Origin of the sequence: Streptomyces sp. Ncost-T10-10d, assembly GCF_900091955.1 — a bacterium.
In the GTDB taxonomy this organism is placed as follows: domain Bacteria; phylum Actinomycetota; class Actinomycetes; order Streptomycetales; family Streptomycetaceae; genus Streptomyces.
Genome location: NZ_FMDF01000107.1, coordinates 82,531 through 96,842, shown reverse-complemented (window position 1 = coordinate 96,842; position 14,312 = coordinate 82,531). Strand labels below are relative to the sequence as shown.

General features: G+C 68.3%; 11 protein-coding genes and 1 pseudogene. 6 read left to right on the top strand and 6 right to left on the bottom strand.

What is annotated here, in order from left to right; genetic code table 11:
* Window positions 1-3: 3 nt before the first annotated feature.
* The gene (locus GA0115254_RS17510) at window positions 4-858 is read right to left on the bottom strand and encodes an MlaE family ABC transporter permease (RefSeq protein WP_093896228.1); all 855 of its coding nucleotides are present in this window, start codon (window positions 856-858) and stop codon (window positions 4-6) included.
* The gene (locus GA0115254_RS17505; protein WP_093896227.1) at window positions 855-1,844 is read right to left on the bottom strand and encodes an ABC transporter ATP-binding protein; all 990 of its coding nucleotides are present in this window, start codon (window positions 1,842-1,844) and stop codon (window positions 855-857) included. Before GA0115254_RS17505 ends, GA0115254_RS17510 begins: the two co-directional genes overlap by 4 nt.
* Window positions 1,845-2,791: 947 nt before the next feature.
* Here GA0115254_RS17505 and GA0115254_RS17500 point away from each other — a divergent pair.
* Window positions 2,792-3,724, top strand: a complete 933-nt coding sequence (locus GA0115254_RS17500; protein ID WP_176740163.1) for a hypothetical protein — start codon at window positions 2,792-2,794, stop codon at window positions 3,722-3,724.
* A gap of 166 nt (window positions 3,725-3,890) precedes the next feature.
* Here the strand turns inward: GA0115254_RS17500 and GA0115254_RS17495 are convergent, their stop codons facing one another.
* Both GA0115254_RS17495 and GA0115254_RS46150 read right to left on the bottom strand, forming a co-directional pair.
* On the bottom strand, window positions 3,891-5,390 hold the full coding sequence (locus tag GA0115254_RS17495) for a DUF6801 domain-containing protein (protein WP_093896302.1): 1,500 nt from the start codon (window positions 5,388-5,390) through the stop codon (window positions 3,891-3,893).
* Between the two features lie 139 nt (window positions 5,391-5,529).
* Window positions 5,530-6,147: a hypothetical protein gene (locus GA0115254_RS46150; RefSeq protein ID WP_256102633.1), complete on the bottom strand. Its 618-nt coding sequence runs from the start codon at window positions 6,145-6,147 to the stop codon at window positions 5,530-5,532.
* Window positions 6,148-6,918: 771 nt separating this feature from the next.
* Here GA0115254_RS46150 and GA0115254_RS17480 point away from each other — a divergent pair.
* From GA0115254_RS17480 to GA0115254_RS17465, 4 genes are all read left to right on the top strand, one after another.
* Window positions 6,919-8,133: a PucR-like N-terminal domain-containing protein gene (locus GA0115254_RS17480; RefSeq protein WP_093896225.1), complete on the top strand. Its 1,215-nt coding sequence runs from the start codon at window positions 6,919-6,921 to the stop codon at window positions 8,131-8,133.
* Window positions 8,134-8,353: 220 nt separating this feature from the next.
* The gene (locus tag GA0115254_RS17475) at window positions 8,354-8,617 is read left to right on the top strand and encodes a hypothetical protein (protein WP_093896224.1); all 264 of its coding nucleotides are present in this window, start codon (window positions 8,354-8,356) and stop codon (window positions 8,615-8,617) included.
* 344 nt (window positions 8,618-8,961) lie between these two features.
* Entirely contained in the window at window positions 8,962-9,789 is an 828-nt protein-coding gene (locus GA0115254_RS17470) for an ATP-grasp domain-containing protein (RefSeq protein WP_093896223.1), read from the top strand.
* A gap of 58 nt (window positions 9,790-9,847) precedes the next feature.
* Complete coding sequence (locus GA0115254_RS17465; RefSeq protein WP_093896222.1) at window positions 9,848-11,938, top strand: MDR family MFS transporter; 2,091 nt, start codon at window positions 9,848-9,850, stop codon at window positions 11,936-11,938.
* A gap of 26 nt (window positions 11,939-11,964) precedes the next feature.
* Here GA0115254_RS17465 and GA0115254_RS17460 read toward each other — a convergent pair whose 3' ends face one another.
* Both GA0115254_RS17460 and GA0115254_RS17455 read right to left on the bottom strand, forming a co-directional pair.
* Window positions 11,965-12,414 carry a YchJ family protein gene (locus GA0115254_RS17460; RefSeq protein ID WP_093896221.1) on the bottom strand — a complete coding sequence of 150 codons (450 nt, stop codon included), beginning with the start codon at window positions 12,412-12,414 and terminating at the stop codon, window positions 11,965-11,967.
* Window positions 12,415-12,454: 40 nt separating this feature from the next.
* Window positions 12,455-12,831, bottom strand: a pseudogene (locus tag GA0115254_RS17455) (AraC family transcriptional regulator); the annotation flags it as partial.
* Between GA0115254_RS17455 and GA0115254_RS17450 the strand changes: the two are divergent.
* The gene (locus tag GA0115254_RS17450) at window positions 12,821-14,308 is read left to right on the top strand and encodes a pentapeptide repeat-containing protein (protein WP_093896220.1); all 1,488 of its coding nucleotides are present in this window, start codon (window positions 12,821-12,823) and stop codon (window positions 14,306-14,308) included. The pseudogene GA0115254_RS17455 and the gene GA0115254_RS17450 sit on opposite strands and share 11 nt — an antisense overlap.
* Window positions 14,309-14,312: the final 4 nt, after the last annotated feature.

Sequence of the window (14,312 nt, the reverse complement as noted above, 5' to 3'; positions counted from 1 at the left end):
CTCTCAGCTCCCCTTCGCGGGGACGATCTGGAGATAGATCGCCGTGAGGACCATGTTCACGAAGAACAGCAGCATGAAGGTGATGACGACGGACTGGTTGACCGCGTCGCCGACGCCCTTGGGACCGCCGCGCGGGTTCAGCCCGCGGTAGGCGGCGACGATGCCCGCGATGAACCCGAAGATCAGCGCTTTGAACTCGCTGATGTAGAGGTCGGGCAGCTGGGCGAGGGCGGAGAAGCTCGCCAGGTACGCGCCGGGGGTCCCGTGCTGCATGATCACGTTGAAGAAGTAGCCGCCCAGGGTGCCGACGACGGAGACCAGGCCGTTGAGCAGGACGGCCACGAACATGGTGGCCAGGACGCGCGGGACGACGAGGCGCTGGATGGGCGAGACACCCATGACCTCCATCGCGTCGAGCTCTTCGCGGATCTTCCGGGACCCGAGGTCGGCGCAGATCGCCGATCCGCCCGCTCCCGAGATGAGCAGCGCCACGATGAGTGGGCTGGCCTGCTGGATGACGGCGAGGACGCTGGCGCCGCCGGTGAAGGACTGGGCGCCGAGCTGCTCGGTGAGCGAGCCGACCTGGAGCGCGATGACCGCGCCGAACGGGATGGAGACGAGGGCCGCGGGCAGGATGGTGACGCTGGCGATGAACCAGAACTGCTCGATGAACTCCCTTACCTGGAAAGGTCTTCGGAAGACCGCGCGGGTCACGGACAGGGCGAGCGCGAACAGCTTTCCGGTCTCGCGCAGCGGTGCGAGCAGCCTCGTCGGCGGCTTCTGCACCGGGGCCTGCTGCAAGGGCGTCACATCGGTGGCGGGTGGCTCGGGGGGCCGCACCGGAATCTCGGCCGTCACGGGCGTGCACCGCCGGCGGCCGGGGCGTAGCTGTTCATGATGGCCGTACGGGCGGCCTCCGGGAGCTGGCCCATCATGCCGAGGACCCGCTCCCGGCGACGCCGGACGGCCTGGCGGACCGGCATCCCGGGCGAGGGTTCCAGTTGCGGTACGACGGTCCGCGGGCCTGAGCCGTGGTCGTGGGCGCTGTCATTCAGCTGCTCGGCGGCGAGAGTTGCGGCGTCCTTCTCCTCGGACATGCCGATGGGGCCTTCGCGGCGTCCGGAGAGGAACTGGGAGACGACCGGCACATCGCTGGTGAGCAGTACCTCACGCGGCCCGAAGGTGACGAGGTTGCGGCAGAACAGCATCCCCATGTTGTCGGGGACGGTCGCCGCGATGTCGAGGTTGTGGGTGACGATCAGCATCGTGGCATCGATCTGCGCGTTCAGATCGATGAGGAGCTGCGAGAGGTAGGCGGTGCGGACGGGGTCGAGTCCGGAGTCCGGCTCGTCGCAGAGGATGATCTGCGGGTCCAGGACGAGCGCACGGGCGAGACCGGCCCGTTTGCGCATGCCGCCCGAGATCTCACCGGGCAGCTTTCCCTCGGCACCGAGGAGCCCGACGATGTCGATCCGCTCCATGACGATGCGGCGAATCTCGGATTCCTTCTTCCGTGTGTGCTCGCGCAAGGGGAAGGCAATGTTGTCGAACAGCGACATCGATCCGAAAAGGGCACCGTCCTGGAACATGAGCCCGAAGAGTTTGCGGGTCTCCATGATGTCGCGTTCGGGACTGTTCACCATGTCGACGCCGTTGATGAGGACGCGACCGCGTTCGGGCTTCAGCAGGCCGATGATGGATTTGAGGAAGACGGTCTTTCCCGTGCCCGACGGGCCGAGCATGACACTGACCTCGCCGGCGGGGAGCGTGAGCGACACATCCTGCCAGATGTTCTGCTTGCCGAAAGACTTGGTAAGGCCTTCGACAACTACTTCGATTCCCATCCCACCTCCTGCATGCGCTCACGAAGTGACAGAAGTGCGCCAAGGGGCGCACGTTAAGTTCACGGGCACCGCCAGGACAAGCCTTTGAACAGCCAATTCGTGAACGACCGGCCCACTTGTCATCCAGTGACAAACTTTCACTCAAACCTTGTAAAGAGCTGCGCACCCGCAACAGTCTGTGCAGGCCGGGACCGCACGGCCCGGAGGGCCGGAGCCGCGGGGCCCCGGGCCCCGGGGCGAGAACGCCGCCCCGCCCGGGGGTACGGGACCGATGGCTCCCCGGGCAGGGAATCCCGGCGTGGGGGGCCACGACAGAGTTCCTTTCCCGACGGGTGAGCAATCTCCGGACGCACCGCCCGAGTTGCCGACGTTACGGCCGAGTAACCTGGCCCGCAATACCAGTTCTCCAAGTTTTCGCGAGCCCGCGTGGAGCCGTCGAGTTTTTCGCATTGTCTGAGCAGGAGGCCCGGGGGATTTATCGGCAAGTGACAAGTTCCTCGGCTCTGGCGGCAAGAGCTCAGCGATCACGACCGGCCGCCCGACGACCGTCCGGACCGGCGTGAACGCACAAGCGGGAGACCGAATTCCGCATAGGCCGCGAGTCGCGACGGCATCGAGTTCCACCGTGGGTCCATGCGCACTGATTGACAAGATGCCCTTGCGCCGTACTCACCCGCGGACGAGAAGTCGCATTCGCGGGCAGATTCTCAATCGGCGGGATTGTGCGCCGGTGTTTCTCGCCAGTAACCTCACGGCTCGGTGAATGGGGAGTCCGAACCGGCATTGCTCGCTCCGGACCCCGGCACCCGCATTCCGCACACCCATCGTCTGCGCACCCCTCACGCCATGACCGAACCATGCCTGCTTCGGGGTGCCGCAGGCAGACCGAGCAACTCCGGACTCACCGGGCCGCCTCGATGACGGCTGCCTCAAAAAAAGGGGAAGACATGAGATCTGGTTCGAACCGGGCGCGCGTGGGGCTGCTGGCCTCGTTCACCGCACTTGCCGCCTTCGCGTCCATGGGGTCGGCCACCGCGGCCACCACCCTGAACGGCAACTGGGCGCCCTTCAACCGCTGTCCGGTGGACGCTCCGGCCATGCTGGCCGCGGACGGCGCGACCGACACCGCCACCTGCGTCTCCTCGCACTCGGCGAGCGGCTCCATCAAGCTCGGCAACACCGTGGTCCCGGTGGGCGCCAGCGACCTGCAGATCGGGGTCGTCACACATCCGGGTGGCGGGGCGACCGTGGTCTCACCCCAGGGCGGCGCTCTGATCGCCGACTCCGCCCAGATCCCCGGCGGTCTGCTCGGTTTGATGTGCCCGAGCGACATTCCCGTGATCACCGGCATCTGCAACCAGCTGACCGACAACAGCCTGAACCGGGTGACGGCCACCATCGAGTCCGTCAACAACCCCAGCGGCTTTCAGCTCCTGGCGGGAACCACCACCGGAAAGCCGATCATCACGCTGCCGGTACGGATCCACCTGGAGAACCCGTTCCTCGGCAACTCGTGCTACATCGGCTCCGCCTCGGACCCGATCCTGCTCCGTCCGGAGAACCTGACCCGCCCGACCGTCAGTACCCAGAAGTTCGCCGGCGACGGCACCACCGACGCGACCGGCCCCATGGGCCGTATCAGCCTCGTGGGTGCCACCCAGAACGACACGACGTACGCGGTCCCGGCGGCCGGCGGCTGCGGACTGGGCCTGCTCAACTGGGCGGTGAACCTGAAGACCGGGCTGCCGTCCGCCTCGGGCAACAACAACGTGGTCCTCAACAACGCCCAGACGTACGTCGCGACGATCAACAACCCCGGCAGCGTCGCCCCCGACGCGGGCAAGCTGCTGTCGCAGTACTGGCACTCGGCGGCCCAGTAGCCGTCGGCCGAGCCCTGCCCGACGCCCCGGTGGGGCCACGCTCCTGTTGGGAGGTGGCCCCACCGGGGCGTTGAGACGCCACTGCGGGTGCCGACGGCGCAGAGCCCGAAGACCGGGCCGGCCGTTCATGTCGGGCAGGACGTACGTCCTGCCCGACATGAACCGGTCACGAGTCCGTACCGGGCATCTTCGGCATCGTCGGCGGGCAGAGGTTATTGGGTGAACTCGGAATACATGTCGTTCCCTGGTTCATGCTGATCAGGTTTCCGGGGCCCGAGATGGATGCCGTGAACAAGGCGTCGAGGTCTTCCTCACCCGTTTCGCAGCCGGAGAACGGCGGAATGTCCACCTCACCCTCCAGCAGGCCTCCCGAGTAGACATTGACGTACTTCGCCCCACCGTTGAGAACCACCTTGTAGGGCCTGACGGTCCTGCAGTTGCTGCCCACATCCAGAGGGGTTCCATTGACCTTCACGTCGTGGAGGCGCAGACTCTGCTTGAAGTAGGCGGTGGAAAAGGCGATTCTCTGGGTGCCGGAACCAATGTTTCCGGTGGAGATGGTCATCGGACCGTTCTCGAATTCCACCTTCGCGCTCACCGGCTGGAATCCGAATGTCAGAAAGGTCGATTCGGCATCCGGAAGCTTCAGATTTCCGAGCGAGTCGAGACGTGTGTAGGCACCGCCCTTGGCGCTGGGAGCACGATTCGACGTGTGCTTGATCGCCATGACGCTGATCAATGCCGGGGTGCGGGTGGGGTCGTTCACGATCATGGCCCCATTCAGCTTGCGTACATTGGCGATCCCGACCGCGTAGGCGCAACCGAAGGTTCCGCCCGTGGGCACGTCGGTCTCCCTGGTGGGATCACCCGGAGGTGCCTGCGGTGCCTCGCTCCGGTCCATCTCCCCCGTGGCCTGCTCGACCGGGCACGGATCGGTGTCCTCCGCCGGGGTGTCCTCCGGCTCGACCATGATGCCGTCATCGGTCCTCTCGCCCGAGTCGCCGTGCTCCGCCGGGTCGGGTGTCCCCGACGTTTCGGCATCCGGTCCGCCCGGCACCGAAACGGTCGCAAGGCGTCCGTCCTGCCCCTCAGCCGGTTCGCACGTCACCGGCTCCGGAGCCGACTCGCTCTCCTGGCCCAGTGCCGCCGCGGAGCGAAGGGCGATCCTCAACTCCCGTGCGGTGAACCGAACCTCACCCGGAGCACCTACCGTCACCGACGGGACTTCGCCCGAGTGGACCAGCCTCACCGCACCGTCGGGCGGAAGCGGGGTGCCCGGAGCGCCGAGGTCCGCCCACTGCGCCTGGACCGACTGATCGTTCTGCGCCACCTCCACCGTGAGCGTCGCCGTGCTCACCACCGCATCGGCACCGGCCGGGAGCAGCCCGTCGAGATCGGTCCGCGACAGCACCACGGCAACCGTCGCGGGCCCCGGCTGCATGGGCCGGCCGACCTCACCCGTGGCCGGCACTTCCACCGAGACCTCGACCGTGGCCGCCACGGCCCCGCTCTTCGGTCCGCAGTCGTACGCGAGGGTGACCGGCTTCGTGCCCTCGTCCGCGACGGATCCGGGTCCGGACAGCAGCCCGGCAAGGAGGGCGACGCTCGCGATCGAGGCAAGCCGCATCGACCGCCTGCCGCCCCTCACGGGTGTCTTTGTGTTCATGCCGACGCTGTCCTCCACCTCGTGCGTGCTGCAACTGATCTGCTGCGGCGCCGTCATCCACGACGCCGGAAACGAGAAGGACGGGCCGACGGCGGCAGCATCCGCTCACCGTCGGCCCGTACCCGTACGCTTCCCGGTGCTACGGGGTGGTGATCACCGGCGACGTGCCCGTCGATGTCACGGTCACGTGGTACGAGGCGTTGAAGCTGGCCACATCACCGTTGTTGATGAGACCGAGGCAACTGGCGTTGGACGCGACCAGGTCGGTGCCCGAGCCGTCGATGACGAGGTCACCGGTGTTGTTCTGGTAGCGCCCGTAGACCTTGCCCGTGAAGTCGGCACTGCAGCCGATTCCGGAGATGTGGGCCGAGATGGAACTCACGCTGCCATCCACCCAGTTCGAGTTGGAGGCGTTCGGCTTGACGGCGTTGATCAACCACGGCGTCGTCTTCATCGTGACATCGAAGGGAATGCCACCGACCGTGCAGTCGGTGAAGGTGATGTTGTTGATGTTGGCAATACCGTTGCCGGTGGCACTGGACGCCTGGAGGACTCCGGCCTTCACGTCGGAGGACGCACACTCCAGTGACGCCAACGGTACTTCCAGCGTGGGGAAGTCGGCGTGCGCGGTGTAGGCCCCCGACGGCGTGATCGTCCACGTCGTCGTGGTACCGGCCGAGGCCGTCGACACCGTCATTCCGATGGCCGCACCGAGGGCGGCGGTTACAACTGCGGCTCTGCGTGCAAGGGTGTTCACGGATCTGTATCCCTTCAGGGTACGTGGCCCGGCGCCGGAGCTCGCCTCCGGCCGGATTCGGCGGAACTCGCGGGGCGGGGTCACAGGACAGAGAAGTGGCAGTCCGACCTGACCGACTGCGCGACCACTTGCGTTCGGCGGAGACGCTACGGGCGAGTAATGTTGCACCGCAACACTCGGGACGAAGAATCTCCGAAAGCGCTCTTCCCGGTCAATTATTTGTTCCGGCGCGAGTACGGTCTCCTGGATTCTTATCCAGAAGTGAGTGGTTCCGGCCCGACGGCGGCGCGTCGCACGCCCATCGGATCGACTGATCGTCGGCGTGCCCACCGGCAACTCCCCACGTCAGATCCCCTGCCGCGAGAGGCCGCCAGTCCCTGCCGGCATGCTGCACGACTGCCCGTTGCACGGGCCCTTGACTTCACCGCGCCTGCACAGTCGAATTACCAGGGGAATAACGATCGCGACTCGCTCCCCATTACAGGTGACGGCCGTACGAGGATTCCCCGGCGCTCCGGGAATTCCTTGTCACCACGCGCCGAACCTGATTGCGGGCCGGCTCCGGCCGCCGGAACTCCGGCCGCCGGGGCATGTGCGGCCCGGACCCGGCACGGCAATACGTGCCCCTTGCATCTCATGCTGTCACAACTGTGTCCACGCGCCCCTGCTTGGACTATCTTCAGCAGCCCACGTTGGTACGCACCTGACGGCTTGGGAGCGCTCCTCCCACAGCCCACCCCCATCGGGCGCCGGAGAGCAAGGGATGCAGTCATGCCGGGAGTTGTACAGCCCTCGGACCTCGGAGAACCACTCGGACCGCTGCCGCAGGAGTTCGCCGCGATCGTGCGGCCCGAACTCCCCAGCCTGATCAAGGAGATCGGGCTGGAGGTGACGCGCGCCTACCCCGAGTATGCGCGACTGCTCGACGGTCCCTACGGCCAGGGCATCCGGGTCGGCGTGGAGCAGAGCATCTCCGTCTTCGTGGACCAGGTCGCCGAGCCGGCCGCTCCCTCCGCACTGCGCGACGAGATGTGCCGCAGGTTCGGCAGGTTCGAGGCGTACGAGGGCCGCACTCTGGACCAGTTGCAGGGCGCGTACCGACTGGGCGCCCGGATCGCGCTGCGCCGGGCCAAGAAGGTGGGCCGGCGCTACAACCTCTCCCCCACGATGATGCTCACCTTCGCCGACGCCCTCTTCTCGTACGTGGATGAGCTCGAAGCACTGTCCCGCCAGGGCTACTTGGAGGTCCGGGCGGCCTCCGGCGACCACACGGACACCCTTCGGCGGCGTCTGCTGCATCTGGTTCTCGCCGGCCGGCCCGTGCCCCGTACCGCCATCGCCGAACTCTGCGAGCAGACCGGCTGGGTACTGCCCGACGAGGTGACTCTCGTTGCGGTACGCCACTCGGCGGACCTCGGGCGGCTCGGTGCCGACCGCGACGTCCTCGTCGACTTCACCGATCCACAGCCGCACTTACTGATCCCGGGACCGTTCGACGAGATGCGAAGACGCATGCTCGATCACGCGCTCCCGGGTGCCCGCGCCGTAATCGGCCTGACCGTTCCCACCGCCCTCGCCTCGGACTCGATCCGCTGGGCCCGTCGCGTGATGGAACTCGTCGACGCAGGCGTCATCGACGACGCACCGGTCACCCTCTGTGAGGACCACCTCATCACCCTGTGGCTCCTCTCCGACCCGGTCCTCCTGGACCAGCTCGCACGGCGTGAACTCGCCCCGATGGCCGGTATCAGCGCCAATCGGCGCGAGCGGCTGACCGAGACCTTGCGGATCTGGCTCGACACCCGTGGCACCGCCGCCCAGATGGGCGAGCTGCTCGACGTACACCCGCAGACCGTCCGCTACCGGATGCGCAATCTGGAATCCATCTTCGGCGAGCAACTCGTCGACCCCGCGTCCCGGTTCTCGACCGAGGCCGTGCTCCGCGCAATGCGGCTGCGTGCGCGCAGCGACGACACACCACTCTGACCGGCGCAGCGCGGGCCCCGACCCGAGCACGTTCCTTACGCGGAGTCAACTTACTTACGGGTAAGGGGAAATAGCCGGTCACTCCCAAACGGTTGCCACACGGAGACGTTCTCAACGAGAAACCCGGAAGTGCGTCCCGTACATATGGAGAAGTCGGCCGCCCACTCGACGGCCGCACCGAGAACCGCCTCCTGGCCGGCCATCCGAGAGGGAACCCCCCATGACCGCCTCGCACCTCCTCGTCCCCGTGCCGATCCCGGACCGGGTCGCCGCGCTGATCGGGTCCTGCATCCCGCCGCACATCGTGGAGGCGGAGTTCGATGCCGAATGCGCCGCGCGCGAGGTACGCAGGTTCCGCGGCCCGCGGCTCTGCGTCGAGGACCAGGCCGACCGCGAGCAGGCACTCGCCGAGCTGGCCCGCGCCAACAAGATCCTCGCCGCCCACCACCCCCGGCTGCCGGTGCGCCCCGGCAGCTCCTGGTGAACCGCCCGCACCTCCCCCACTGCACGCCCGCCTTGCGAAGGGGCTGCACGGCCCTGCCCCACTCCGCCCAGGTCGTCCGCCCCGCAGCCGCCGAGTAGGACGCACGGGAGGAGACTCCGTGGGCGCGCCCCGGCGTCTTTGGCCGCTCGCGCCCCTTGTGGCCGCATCCGGGTCACCGCCCGGATGGGGATCATCAGAGCCTGCGTGAGAATGTCGGGCGGTGGCGGCGATTGCGATGCGGTCGACTCGTTCGGGGCGGACCTCATCACCTCCGGGTCCGTGCCGTACAACGCCGCCGACGTCATCGATCCACCGTCCGCCGACACACCTCATGGGGGAACGCCATGCCCGCCGGCCCGCGCCCGTCCGTCCTCTTCGTCACCGACCTCGCCTACGAGGCCCGCGGTCGCCGCTACTGCGACGAGGACATCTACCTGACGTCGCGGCTGCGCGAGGAATTCGATGTCGCGCTCTGCCACCCCCGGGACGCCGCCGCACTGCTCGACGGTTTCGACGCCGTCGTCGTACGCAACAGCGGTCCGGTGCTGCACTACCAGGAGGCGTACGACGCGTTCTGCGCGCGGGCGCGGGAGCTGGGTGTACGCGTCTACAACCCGCTGCACGGCCGCGGGGACATGGCGGGCAAGCAGTACCTGGTCGATCTGAGCCGGGCCGGACATCCGGTGATCCCCACGGTGGACCGGGCTGCGGATCTGGGGCTGCTGCCCGCGGCCGCGGAGTACGCGGTCAAGCCGAAGCTGGGGGCGGACTCGGTCGGGCTGCGGTTCATACGGGAGGCCGCCCTGCCGGAGGGCGAGGACGGCACGCTGCTCGTCCAGCCGCGGATCGACTTCCGATACGAGGTGTCGTTCTACTTCATCGACCGCGACTTCCAGTACGCGCTGTACGCACCGCATCCGGAGCTGCGGTGGGTGCTGGAGCCGTACGAGCCGAGCGCGGAGGATCTGGGGTTCGCCCGGAGTTTCGTGGAGTGGAACAGTCTCGACCATGGCATCCAGCGGGTCGACGCCTGCCGGACCTCGGCGGGCGAGCTGCTGCTCGTCGAGTTGGAGGACCTCAATCCGTATCTCTCGCTGGACCGGGTGGCGGAGCCGGTGCGGGAGGCGTTCGTGACCCGTATGAAGGCTTCCGTAAGGGACCTGCTGGCCTGACGCCACGTCCAGCCGTCCCCCACATGCGGGGGACGGGGCCCGGTGTGAGGGTGCAAGCGTGACCACTGCCAGCGAGACCGCCCCCGCCGCGCAGAGTGCCGCCGCACAGAGTGCCGCCGCGCCACCCGTACTCGATCCGCGCCGCAGGAACATCGTCTTCGCGACGATCGTGCTGGGGCTCCTGCTGGCCGCCCTGGACCAGACGATCGTCGGCACAGCACTGCCGACGATCGTGTCGGATCTCGGCGGCGCCGCACACATGTCCTGGGTGGTCACCGCGTATCTGCTCGCCGAGACGGTGGCGACGGTCCTGGTCGGCAAGTTCGGCGACCTGTTCGGCCGGAAGATCATCTTCCAGCTGTCGGCGATCATCTTCATCACCGGCTCGTTCCTGTGCGGCCTCGCGACCAACATGACGCTGCTCATCGTCTGGCGCGGACTGCAGGGAATCGGCGCGGGCGGGCTGATGGTCACCTCGATGGCGCTGATCGCCGATGTGATCCCTTTGCGCGAGCGCGGCAAGTACCAAGGTGCGCTGGGTGCGGTCTTCGGGGTGTCGACGGTGATCGGGCCGCTGCTGGGCGGGCTCTTCACCGACCATCTGAGCTGGCGCTGGGCGTTCTACGTCAATGTGCCGATCGCGATCGTGGTGGTCATCGCCGCCGCCCGGACGATCCCGTCGGTGAAGGCCGCCGGGCGGCCCGTGATCGACTATCTGGGCATCGCGATGGTCACGGTCGGCGCGAGCGCACTGATCCTGGCGACCAGCTGGGGCGGCAATGAGTACGCCTGGGGATCGCCCGTCGTCGTCGGTCTCTTCGCGGGCGGCGCCGCGGCGCTGGCGCTCTTCTGCCTCGTGGAGTTCCGGGCCCGGGAACCGATGCTGCCGATGCGGCTGTTCCGGAATCCGGTGTTCACCGTCTGCTCGATCCTGAGCTTCATCGTGGGCTTCGCGATGCTCGGCGCGATGATCTTCCTGCCGATGTATCTGCAGTACGTCGACGGCGATTCGGCGACCCTGTCGGGTGTGCGGACACTGCCCATGGTCATCGGGCTGCTCGTCGCGTCGATCTTCAGCGGCAACGCGGTCTCCAGGACGGGCCAGTACCGGATCTTCCCCATCGTGGGCTCGCTGATCATGGCGGTCGGCCTGTTTCTGCTCTCCCGGATGGGCCCGGACAGCGGGGTGTGGCTGGAATCGCTCTACATGGTGGTGCTCGGGGTCGGCATCGGCCTGTGCATGCAGGTGCTCACGATCGCGGTGCAGAACACGGTCGACTACTCGGACCTGGGTACGGCGACGTCGGGCGTGACGTTCTTCCGTACGCTCGGCAGCTCCTTCGGTACGGCGGTCTTCGGCACGATCTACGCCAATGCGCTGAAACCGAATCTGGCCGACGGCATCGCGGCGGCGGCCCGGGCCGGCGGCGACCCCGCGGTGCTGGCGAAGGCCGCGCAGAGCCCGCAGGGGCTGCACGGTCTGCCCGCCGCGCAGTCCGCGCCACTGGCCCGGGCTTACGCCGACACACTGCACACCGTGTTCCTGTGGACGGTGCCGGTCGCGGTCCTGGGGTTCGTCGTGGCGCTCTTCCTGAAGCAGGTGAAGCTGCGCGACACGGCGCGGGTCGGCTCGACGGACATGGGCGAGGGGTTCGCCCAGCCCGGCGCCGGCGACCCGGCCAAGGTCCTGGAATTCTCCGTGGCCAAGATCCTGCACGGAGCGGGTGGGGACACGGCACGGCGGATCGTCGCGGAGTCGGACACCCGGCTGGACATGGCCGGGGCCTGGGCGGTGATGCAGGTCGAGCTGTTCACCCGGATGGTCGGCCACGCGGGTCTGAACCTGATCGCGGCCCGGCACCGGGTTCCGCCGGAGGTGCTGGTGCCGGTCTTCGACCGGATGATCGAGGAGGGATTTCTCACCGGCGACGGTCATCTGTTCATGCATACGGCCGCCGGGAGCCGGGAGGCCGCGGCGATCAACGACGCATGGGCGCGGTGGCTCAATGAGCGCCTGGACGAGAGCGGGGCACGCCCGGACGACCGGCAGCTGCGCGCGGCGGTGGATGTGATCGCCAAGCGGTTACTGGCGGAGGACCTGACGCAGGAGCTCTCGCCGGAGAAGCCACGGCTGGCGGCCGCCATCTGAACGGACCCGGTCGCCGATCGGCCGGGTCAGTCGACGAAGACCGCCGTCGAGTACACCCAGGCGCCCTCCGACCGGACGAAGCGGCTCTTCTCATGGAGCGAGGCCGGCCGCCCGTTGTCGGTGCAGTGCGCGCGGAAGGTGACCGTTCCTGTGGTGTGGAACGCGCTGCCGTCCGTCGTCTCCAGGATCTCCAGGCGCACCCAGCGCAACCCGGGATCGAAGTCGACCGCGGGCGGCCGGGTGTCGGGGTGCCAGGTGCGGAGCAGATACGCCTCGTCCCTGACGACGAACGCGGCGTACCGGGAGCGCATCAGCGCCTCGCAGGTCGGCGCTGCGGCGGTCCCGGCGTGCAGGCGGCCGCAGCAGTCGGCGTAGGCGGCGGGCAGGCCGCACGGGCACGGCGACTCCGCGGTGATCGCGGGCGTCCGCGCTCCGGCGGTGGCGGAACGCTTCGGTCGTGTGGTGCGTCGTGACATGCGTCCATTGTCACCTGCGGGCCGGCCGGTTCAGCCGGGCGTCGTCGACGAACAGCACATCGGGTCGAGGTGGACCTGCGGGTGACGGGCGGTGAAGGCGTCGGCCCAGCGCCAGTGGGTGGTGACCCGTCGGCCGTCCAGCACTCCGGCGGCGGCCGCCGTGAACGTACCCGTACAGAAGCTGACCAGCCTGGCTCCGCGGGCGTCCGCGCGTCCGATCGCGTCGAGGACGGCCGAATCGGGTTCGGTCTCCGGGTCGGGGCGGTTCGGCACGATGACCGTGCCGGCGCGGTCCACGGCATCCAACTCGGCGATGCCGGACAGCGGGTGGCCGGGTGTCGGCCTGAACACGGCGGTGAACCAGTGGGGTTGACACTGTGCCGGACGTCGGGTCAGAGTCCCGCCGATGGAGATCACCGAGCTGACCGCCGCCGAACGCCGCGTATGGGATGCCTTCCCGCGCGGCGTTCCTGTCGACTTCCGTACAGGCGTGGAGGCCGAGGACGACCCGGAGACCGGGGCCGGCTGGGGACCGGAGCGCACCGTACGCGGCGAGGTGCTGCGGGCCCTACTGATCGGCGGCCGGCAGGAGGACGGCGAGGTGGCCGCGCTGCGTGTGATGGGCGCACGCATCTCGGGCACCCTGAACGTGCGGTATGCGACGGCCGAGTACGCGGTGCTGCTGGCCGGCTGTCACTTCGAACAGGCGCCGAATCTGTACGGGGCGCAGCTGCGCCAGCTCAACCTCAGCAATTCGGTGCTCCCGGGCCTGGTCGCCGGCACCGTCCGGATCGACGGCGTACTGAGGCTCACGGACTGCCGGATCTCCGGCCCGGTCCGGCTCGGCGGTTCGAGGATCACCCAGGCGTTGTTCTTCGACCGCACCCGGATCGGGGTGAACGCCGACGGTTCGACGGCGGACAACGACGAAGCGGTCCTCCAGCTCGATCACGTGATCGCCGGGGACGACATGTGGCTGCCGGCACTCGTCGTGCACGGCGAGTGCCGGCTCGACGGTGCCGCCGTCACCGGGCAGGTCCTGCTGAACGACGCCGAGCTGCTGAATCCGGGGGCGACCGCCCTCCAGGCGGAGACGCTGACGGTCGGCACCGATGTCCACGCGATGCGGATCCGGGTCGAGGGGCGGACCAATGTGCGCGGCAGCCGGATACCGGGTCAGCTCAACCTCGCGTACGCGCGGCTTTCGAACCCCGGCGGCGTCGCCGTGCGTGCCGGCAGTTGCACGGTCGGCGAGCTGTGGCTGCGGGAGGCCGCCCCGATCCGGGGAAGGGTGAATCTGCGCCGCGCGCGGATCGACCTCATCCACGCCGACCCGGCGGTCTGGCCGCGCGATGTCCGCCTCGACGGGCTGACGTACACCACTCTGCTCCCCCGTCTGCCCGCCGAGCAGCGGCTGCCTCTGCTGGGGCGCGAGGAGGAGGGATACGTTCCCTACGCGTACGAGCAGTTGACAGCGGCGTACCGGCGGATCGGTGACGACGACGCGGCGCGTACCGTGCAGCTCGCCAAACAGCGCACCCACCGCGCCACCCTGCCGGGATACGCAAGGGTGTGGGGGTATCTGCAGGACGTCACCGTGGGATACGGCTTCCGGCCGGTGCGCGCGGCGGCCTGGCTCTTCTCGCTGCTGCTCATCGGGTCGCTGGCGTACGGACTGCACCGTCCGCCGCCGCTGAAGGCCGGTGAGGCGCCGCCGTTCAGTGCGTTCTTCTACACCCTGGATCTGCTGCTGCCGATCATCGACTTCGGGCAGGACAAGGCGTTCAACCCGCAGGGCTGGTACCAGTACCTGTCATATCTGCTGATTTCGGCCGGGTGGCTGCTCGCGACGACGATCGCCGCGGGCATCACCCGGTCGGTCAGCCGTCAGTGACGGC